Here is a 7,721-nt window from a genome sequence, read left to right as displayed (position 1 = left end):
GAAACACGCTATTCTCATGACGCATGACATTGACCTCCTGCCCGTGTCCAGACCGTCGCTAAACGCCTGAACACGAGTAGAATCAATGTCATGCACCTTGTCCAGAAACTTAAACCGGACAGCAGTGGCCTTGTGCCGAGGATCTGCGCAAGTCGATGACCAGCAGGTGGTCGGGACAAGCCCGACCATGACGAAAGAGAAGGATGCGTGCCTTGTCATCAATATCGGCCGCTCCGCCCCCTCGTGGGGAACGGGGCAAAGAGGCTCCCACAAGGCCCGCGCTGGTTTCGTAACGCCAGTTGTGTCCATCAGCCGCCGGCGCAGCGCACCGAGGCGAAAAAGTCACACTGCGTGAAAAATGCCCGGTCACGCAAGGCTCACGCCCATTTGACACCTTCCGTCCCAATCCGCGCCACAATCTGCCGCGATGCGGGGGCATGGTTTGTTTGACACACATATGCCTGCGACCGATGCAAGGTCTGATCTGGGCCGGACGACTGCTGGGGCTGATTGCCCTGGTGCTGATCGCGCTGCGCCCGATTGCGGCCCCTTCGCCGGCTGACGTGACACTGGCTGGCCTGCGCACGGCGACAGAGCGGCAAGTCTCGGCTGCCGACGAGCGATTGCGTGCCGATCTTGGCAAGCTGAAGCGCTGCCTGCAGGCGAAATGCCCTGACTTCCGGCCGGAACCGGCCCTGGCGATGGAACCGGCCCCGGGCTGGCGGGTTGAAACGCGACTGCCCGCCCGGCTTGAGGCGCTGAGTGACGCGCCGCTCGAGACAGACGTCCCGCCGCCCAAACCCGGTCTTGCCTGACAGAAATTAGCGCAACGGCCAGGGCTTTAAGCTCCCGGCAAGTTGAATCTGAGACACAAGGACAACACGTCCGGCCCCCAATCCGGCCAGGACCGATCCAGACACCGAGGTTGTTACATGTTGCTTTCCCGCCGCCAGCTTCTGGCCGCAGCCTCCGCATCCCTGCTCGCCGGCTGTACCACGCGCTATGCCCAGCCGATTCCTTCGCCGGGCATGCCCTACGAGCCGTACCAGCCCTCCGGTCCTCGCATTCCGGAAGAATATCTGCGCATGTATGCGGCGATGCCGAACGAGCGTTTTCCGATCCCGGCCGTAGACCTGCGCAAGGTGAACCCGATCTACTATCGCCAGGTCGTGCCCTATTCCTCGAATGAGCCGACCGGCACGATCATTGTCGATACGCCGAACCGCTTCCTGTACCTCACCATGGAAGGCGGACGAGCGATGCGCTATGGCGTCGGCATCGGCCGCGCCGGCTTTGCCTGGGGTGGAACGGCACGCATCGCCTACAAGCGCGAGTGGCCGCGATGGACACCACCGGCAGAAATGATCGCGCGCCAGCCCGAGCTGGAGCCCTACCGCAATGGCATGGAACCGGGCCTGGCCAACCCGCTCGGCGCCCGCGCGCTCTATATTTTTGAAGGCAACCGCGACACGATCTACCGGATCCATGGCTCGGCCGAGTACTGGACCATTGGCACGGCAGTGTCGTCCGGCTGCGTGCGCCTGATCAACCAGGACATCATCGATCTCTACAACCGCGTGCCGAACGACACGCGGATTGTTGTCCTGCAGGGCGCTCAGGCCTGATAGCGGACTGAGATAAGGGCCGCCGCTAGCAGGCGGCAGCCCTCGCCTCGTCGTTCCTGCGAAGGCAGGAGCCCAGTAAACGAGGCGCCCGAATGCGGCGCACAAGCGGCAAACCATACCGTCATGTGGGCTGGCACACCCGCTCAACTCGCCAACCAAGACAGGGGCTACTGGGCTCCTGCCTGCGCAGGAGCGACGAGAGAAGGTGAGGCAGGAGTCCGCGCGCCCTCAAACCACCTCCACAACCCGGTTGACCCGGATGGCCTCAGGCGTGACGGAGCAGCCGATGGCGATGACCTCGACGCCGGCAGCGCGGGCCTCGGCAAGCGCTGCGGCATAGGCCGGGTCGATGTCGCTGGCCATGGCAAGACGGTCGCAGTCCGGCCGCTGCACCAGATAGACCATGACGGCCCTATGGCCCTCACGCACCATGTCCGACAATTCGCGCAAGTGCTTGGCGCCGCGCGCCGTCACGCTGTCAGGAAACTCGGCCAGGCCCGGCTGGCGCATCAGGTGGACGTTCTTGACCTCGACATAGCAACGCGGCCGGTCCGGAGCTTCGAGCAGAATATCGATGCGGGAGTTCACCCCGTATTTCACTTCGCGGCGCAGATGCGGATAGCCTGACAGGCCAGGCACGGAACCTGCCAGGATGGCTTCCTCAACAAGCCGGTTGGGATGGGCCGTGCTGATGCCGACCAGAACGCCATCGGCTTCGATGAGTTCCCAGCTGAGCGGCAGCTTGCGCGCGGGATTGTCCGAACGGGACAGGTAGACACGCGATCCGGGGGCATTGAGGCCAAGCATCGAGCCCGGATTGGCGCAATGAGCCGTCACCTCGCTGCCATCCGCATCGAGAACCACATCGGCAAGGAAGCGCTTGTAGCGGCGCACCAAGCGGCCGCCGATCAGGGTTTGCGTGAAGTCCATGGGTGAGCCTCAGTTGGACCAGAAATCCGGGTCGAGCATGACGAGGACCACGATCAGTTCCAGCCGCCCGAGCAACATGGCTCCGGCAAGCAGCCACTTGGCCCCGTCCGGCAGGGCACCGAAGGTGCCATCGGGGCCAACCAGCGGGCCGAGAGCCGCCCCGATGTTGCCGACAGCACTGGCCGCAGCCGCCAGGCTGGTGATGAAGGTGATGTCGAAGGCGGCAAGGCACAGGCAGACCGCCGCGACCGAGCCGGTGTAAAGCACCAGATAGACCAGGACGGCGGACGAGAGGTCCGGCGTCAGGCGGGTCTTGCCGAAGGTTTCGGCGGTGACCCGGTTCGGACGCACCATCTTGCGCAGATGCGAACGCACCGCTGCGAGAAGCACCAGATAGCGAAAGATCTTGACCCCGCCGGACGTCGACCCGGTGCAGCCGCCGACAAAGGCAAGCAGCAGCACCATGCCCACCACAACTCCGCCCCAGAGCGTGTAGTCGGCAAGATAGAAGCCGGTGGTGGTGATCAGCGAGACAACGGTAAAGGCCGCAAGCCGCAGCGCATCGAGGAACCCGAGCGACTGGGTGGCGCCCAGATGCACCGTCAGGCCAAAGGTGATGGCGCCGATGAGCGCGAGCATCGCCCGGACCTGCGGATCCTGCCAGAGCTGCAGCGGCGCGCCGCGCAGCGCCTGGATAACGAGCACAAAGGGCAAGGCACCAGCCAGCATGAAGGCGATGGCGACCCAGGCCGGCCCCTCTGCCGCAAAAGCGCCGAAGGACGCGTCATAGGTCGAGTAGCCGCCCGTCGACAGGGTGGTCATGGCGTGGTTGATCGCGTCGAAGGCAGTCATGCCGGTCAGATAATATCCGGTCGCGCAGGCTGCGGTCAGCCCGGCGTAGATCACCACCATCAGCCGGATCAGTTCGACCGAACGGCCGACGATCTTCTCGCCGCCCTCCCCGCTCTCGCTCTGGAACAGTTGCATGCCGCCGACGCGCAGGAACGGCAGCAGGAAAATGCCCATGACAGCCACACCGATCCCGCCGGTCCACTGCATCATCGAGCGCCAGACAAGAATGCCCGGTGGCAGCGAATCGAGCCCGGTCAGCACCGTGCCGCCGGTGGTGGTGAACCCAGACACCGATTCGAACACCGCATCGGCTGGCCCGAGGCCGAGCCAGAAGAAAGGCAGCGCGCCGAAGCCGGGAATGCTGATCCAGGCCAGCACCGTCAGCAGGAAGGTCTGGCGCATCGACAGGCCCTTCTTCAGCGACCCGTCGACAGCGATGGCCAGCAACATGCCCACCAGACCGGTGAGAAAGGCTGAAAAGACAAAGGCCTGCCAGTCCGCGTTCTTGGCCGCGACATCCACCATCGCCGGCACAAGCATCACTGTGGCCAGCGCCACGTAGAGAATGCCCAGCACATAGAGTATGGGGCGCAATGCAATCACGTCGGCGTGGTCCTTAGCGGGCGGGCCCGGCAGGCAATGGCGTCCGAGGCTCCGCGCCGCGCACATTGCCCCGGAGAGACGCCCCTGTCGAGCCCGGCCTAACCTTTAGCGCGAACACCCACCGGGAGATGTTGCCCATCAGGCGAAACGCAGATGGCGGTCCCGAAACGGGACCGCCACGCGGGTGAGCCTCGCGCCAGACAGCCAGAAGCTGCCGAGACCTCTGCTTCAGGCGCCGCCTTCAGAACCCGGACAGGACGATCTTGCCCTTGGCGGTCCCGCTCTCGATCAGCGCATGGGCGCGCATCAGATTTTCCGCATTGATCGGCCCGAAGTCATCGGCAAGCGTCGTGCGGATCCGGCCAAGGTCGACCAGCGCACTGATCCGGTCGAGGAGCACGCGCTGCTGGTTCATGTCCGGCGTTGAGAACAGCGACCGGGTGAACATCATCTCCCAGTGCAGGGACAAGGCCTTCCGTTTCAGCGGCATGGCGTTCAGGTCACGCGGATCATCAATGAGCCCGAAACGGCCTTGCGGGGCGAGCAGTTCGATGCTGTCAGCATAATGCTCGTCGGTATTGGTCGTCGAGAACACGAAGGCCGGCTGACCAAGTCCGAGGGCGGCAACTTGCGCGGCAATCGGCTGGCGATGATCGATGACGTGATGGGCCCCGAGTTCCCGCACCCACGCTTGTGTCTGCGGGCGGGAGGCTGTCGCAATCACAGTCAGGTCAGTCAATGCCCGGGCGATCTGGATCGCGATGGACCCGACGCCGCCCGCGCCGCCAATGATAACGATGGCATTGGCAGCACCGGGAACCGGACGGGCGACATCAAGCCGGTCGAACAGCATTTCCCAGGCCGTGATGGCCGTCAGCGGCAAGGCGGCCGCAGCGGCAAAGTCCAGCGTCTTCGGCTTGTGCCCAGCGATACGCTCGTCAACGAGATGAAACTGCGCGTTGGTTCCAGGCCGGTTGATCGCGCCGGCATAGTAGACCTCGTCGCCGGGACGAAAGCCGGTCACGTCCGGCCCGACAGCCGTGACGACCCCAGCCGCATCCCAGCCAAGCACCTTCCACTCCCCATCCTGGGGCGCGGTCGACTGGCGGATCTTGGTATCGACCGGATTGACGGAGATGGCGCGCACCTCGACGAGAAGGTCATGCCCTGTCGCCACCGGAACCGGAAGGTCAACATCGACGAGGGCGGAAGCGGATGTAATGGGCAGCGGGGTCTGGTAGGCAACGGCACGCATGGGACATCTCCTGTGAATTGTCAGGAGGCAATGTGTGCTGTAGCCTCGGCATCTACAAGAACGCACATTTTCAGCACATAGTGTCAAAAAGGATACCGTTATGACCCGCAGGCGCACCCATGGCTTCGACTGTGCTCCGGGATGTTCGGTCGAGGCGGCCCTCAGCCTGATTGACGGCAAATGGAAGGGCGTGATCCTGTTCCATCTGCTTGAACGGCCTATGCGCTTCAACGAGATCCGGCGAAAGCTGGCGACCGTGACCCAGCGCATGCTGACCACCCAGTTGCGCGAGATGGAAGCGGACGGGCTTATTACGCGCACCGTCTTTGCTCAGGTCCCCCCACGCGTCGACTATGCGCTTTCGGACCTGGGGCGCACGCTGGAACCTGCACTCCACGCCCTCAAAACTTGGGGCGACAGCAACATGCATCTGTTCTCGCCAGCGCCCGATACGCTCAATGCGAGCTGAAGATCCAAAAAGGCGATTGCAGGGACCTGCGACCTTTGCAAGAGCGGATCCGGACAGGTGATCGGTGGGGCTGGTGCGGACGGCGGGACTCGAACCCGCATGTCATAAGACGGCAGATTTTAAGTCTGCTGTGGCTACCGGTTTCACCACGTCCGCGGCAAGACGGCATCCCCTAGCGCTGACCGCGGAGCTTCGCAAGTGCCAAGAGGGTTCATTCGGCGCGCCAAACAAAAATCCCGCGCCTTGCGGGAAGGTCTTTCCTTGCGCGACGCCGCCGCGCATATTAACGGGAAGGACAACGGCACACGCGATGAACGATGACAGCCTACCGGACAGCCGCCTTGCGAAGGGTGGCGCTTCAGGCCGGCGCCGCCCCCTCTCCCGGCGGTCCGCCTCGATCCGGCTCAGGACAGAACAGATACGGACACCCCTTTCGGACATGGTCACCTATATCGACGCGGCAACAGCTCCCCTGAAGAACACCGGACAGGTCCGCCTGTACGGACCGGAAGACTTCGCCGGCATGCACAAGGCTGGCGCCGTCACGGCGGCCTGCCTTGATGCCCTGGCCGATATCGTCAAGCCGGGCGTGACCACGCAGGAAATCGACGATTTCGTGCAGGCCTTCGGCCGCGAGCACAACGCCCTGCCGGCGACGCTCTACTACCGCGGCTACACCAAGTTCTCCTGCACCTCGATCAACCACGTGGTCTGCCACGGCATTCCCAATGACAAGCCGCTGCGCGACGGTGACATCATCAACATCGACGTCACCTATATCGTCGACGGTTGGCATGGCGATTCGAGCCGGATGTATCCGGTGGGCGAACTGAAGCGCGCGGCAGAACGGCTGATCGAGGTCACCTACGAGAGCCTGATGCTGGGCATCGCCGCAGCCAAGCCCGGCAACACCACCGGCGACATCGGCGCCGCGATCCAGACCTTTGTCGAGCGCGAACGCTGCTCGGTGGTGCGCGATTTCTGCGGTCATGGCCTCGGACGGCTGTTCCACGACACGCCGAACATCCTGCATTACGGCCGGCCCGGCGAAGGCGTCGAGCTGAAGCCCGGCATGATCTTCACCATCGAGCCGATGGTGAACCTTGGCCGGCCGCAGGTGAAGGTGCTGAGCGACGGCTGGACCGCCGTCACCCGCGACCGCTCGCTGTCGGCGCAATTCGAGCATTCCATCGGCATCACGCCGGACGGCTGCGAGATCTTTACCCTGTCGCCAAAGGGCCTGCACCGGCCCGGCTTCGACCGGTAGGACGCGGACAGGGGCAAAAAGGTCAGCGAGGAGACGCCATGGCCGAGGATGACACCGGATTTTCCGATGCCCTGGCCCCGGCGCATTATCTTGGTCATCGTGACCGGCTGCGCGACCGCTTTCGCGCGCATGGCGCAGACGGTTTTGCCGACTATGAACTCCTCGAACTGATCCTGTTTGCCACGATCAAGCGGGCCGACACCAAACCCATCGCCAAGGCGCTGCTGGCAAGGTTCGGCTCCTTCGCCGGCGTTCTGGCCGCCCCGCGGGCGCGGCTTCTCGAGGTCAAGGGCGTTGGCGAGCGGGTGGCGGATGACCTGAAACTGCTGCAGGCCGCCGCCAAGCGCTACGCCAGGGCCGAAGTGAACACACGCGACGCGCTGTCGTCCTGGTCGAAGGTGGTGGACTATCTGCGCGCGGCCAGCTCACACGAGGAGCGCGAGGAATTCCGCATCCTGTTCCTCGACAAGAAGAACGGCCTGATCGCCGATGAGGTACAGCAGCGCGGCACAGTCGATCACACGCCGGTCTATCCGCGCGAGGTGATCCGCCGGGCGCTGGAGCTGTCGGCCACGGCGATCATTCTGGTGCATAATCACCCCACTCATTCATTTAGATCCCGCAGGATCACGCTCAAACACATTGAAACACTAGAAAATCCCTCAATTTTTAGCATTGCGTAGTGGGGACGGTTTTGGCAAATTGGGGGTGGTTGAAGGG

8 protein-coding genes and 1 tRNA gene are annotated in these 7,721 nt (G+C 63.8%); 5 read left to right on the top strand and 4 right to left on the bottom strand.

The genetic code is table 11. The features are described 5' to 3' along the window. The first annotated feature begins 470 nt into the window (after nucleotides 1–470). Together C8348_RS21755 and C8348_RS21750 are read left to right on the top strand one after the other, a co-directional pair. Nucleotides 471–815 (top strand): hypothetical protein, encoded by a 345-nt coding sequence (locus tag C8348_RS21755; RefSeq protein WP_106755413.1) that lies wholly within the window; start codon nucleotides 471–473, stop codon nucleotides 813–815. A 117-nt stretch (nucleotides 816–932) separates the two neighbouring features. Continuing rightward, the gene (locus tag C8348_RS21750; protein ID WP_106755412.1) at nucleotides 933–1,625 is read left to right on the top strand and encodes a L,D-transpeptidase; all 693 of its coding nucleotides are present in this window, start codon (nucleotides 933–935) and stop codon (nucleotides 1,623–1,625) included. Nucleotides 1,626–1,853: 228 nt separating this feature from the next. On the opposite strand, the gene sfsA is transcribed toward C8348_RS21750, so the two are convergent. The 3 genes from sfsA to C8348_RS21735 all read right to left on the bottom strand — a co-directional run bounded on the left by sfsA (nucleotide 1,854) and on the right by C8348_RS21735 (nucleotide 5,265). Beyond that, entirely contained in the window at nucleotides 1,854–2,555 is a 702-nt protein-coding gene (sfsA, locus tag C8348_RS21745; protein WP_106755411.1) for a DNA/RNA nuclease SfsA, read from the bottom strand. A 9-nt stretch (nucleotides 2,556–2,564) separates the two neighbouring features. After that, nucleotides 2,565–4,010 (bottom strand): TrkH family potassium uptake protein, encoded by a 1,446-nt coding sequence (locus tag C8348_RS21740; RefSeq protein WP_208983861.1) that lies wholly within the window; start codon nucleotides 4,008–4,010, stop codon nucleotides 2,565–2,567. Between the two features lie 241 nt (nucleotides 4,011–4,251). Continuing rightward, entirely contained in the window at nucleotides 4,252–5,265 is a 1,014-nt protein-coding gene (locus tag C8348_RS21735) for a zinc-binding alcohol dehydrogenase family protein (RefSeq protein ID WP_106755409.1), read from the bottom strand. Between the two features lie 100 nt (nucleotides 5,266–5,365). Between C8348_RS21735 and C8348_RS21730 the strand changes: the two genes are divergently transcribed. Then, nucleotides 5,366–5,734, top strand: coding sequence for a winged helix-turn-helix transcriptional regulator (locus C8348_RS21730; RefSeq protein WP_106755408.1), 369 nt, complete (start codon nucleotides 5,366–5,368; stop codon nucleotides 5,732–5,734). Between the two features lie 71 nt (nucleotides 5,735–5,805). Here the strand turns inward: C8348_RS21730 and C8348_RS21725 are convergent. After that, nucleotides 5,806–5,890: transfer RNA gene (locus tag C8348_RS21725), tRNA-Leu, on the bottom strand. 283 nt (nucleotides 5,891–6,173) lie between these two features. Here C8348_RS21725 and map point away from each other — a divergent pair. Together map and C8348_RS21715 are read left to right on the top strand one after the other, a co-directional pair. Beyond that, on the top strand, nucleotides 6,174–7,001 hold the full coding sequence (gene map, locus C8348_RS21720; protein ID WP_106755407.1) for a type I methionyl aminopeptidase: 828 nt from the start codon (nucleotides 6,174–6,176) through the stop codon (nucleotides 6,999–7,001). Nucleotides 7,002–7,039: 38 nt separating this feature from the next. Then, nucleotides 7,040–7,684, top strand: coding sequence for a JAB domain-containing protein (locus C8348_RS21715; RefSeq protein WP_106755406.1), 645 nt, complete (start codon nucleotides 7,040–7,042; stop codon nucleotides 7,682–7,684). Nucleotides 7,685–7,721: the final 37 nt, after the last annotated feature.

Source organism: Pannonibacter carbonis, assembly GCF_003012935.1.
Lineage (GTDB): Bacteria > Pseudomonadota > Alphaproteobacteria > Rhizobiales > Stappiaceae > Pannonibacter > Pannonibacter carbonis.
The sequence above is the reverse complement of the archived record's forward strand: the minus strand, read 5'-3'. Positions and strand labels throughout refer to the sequence as shown.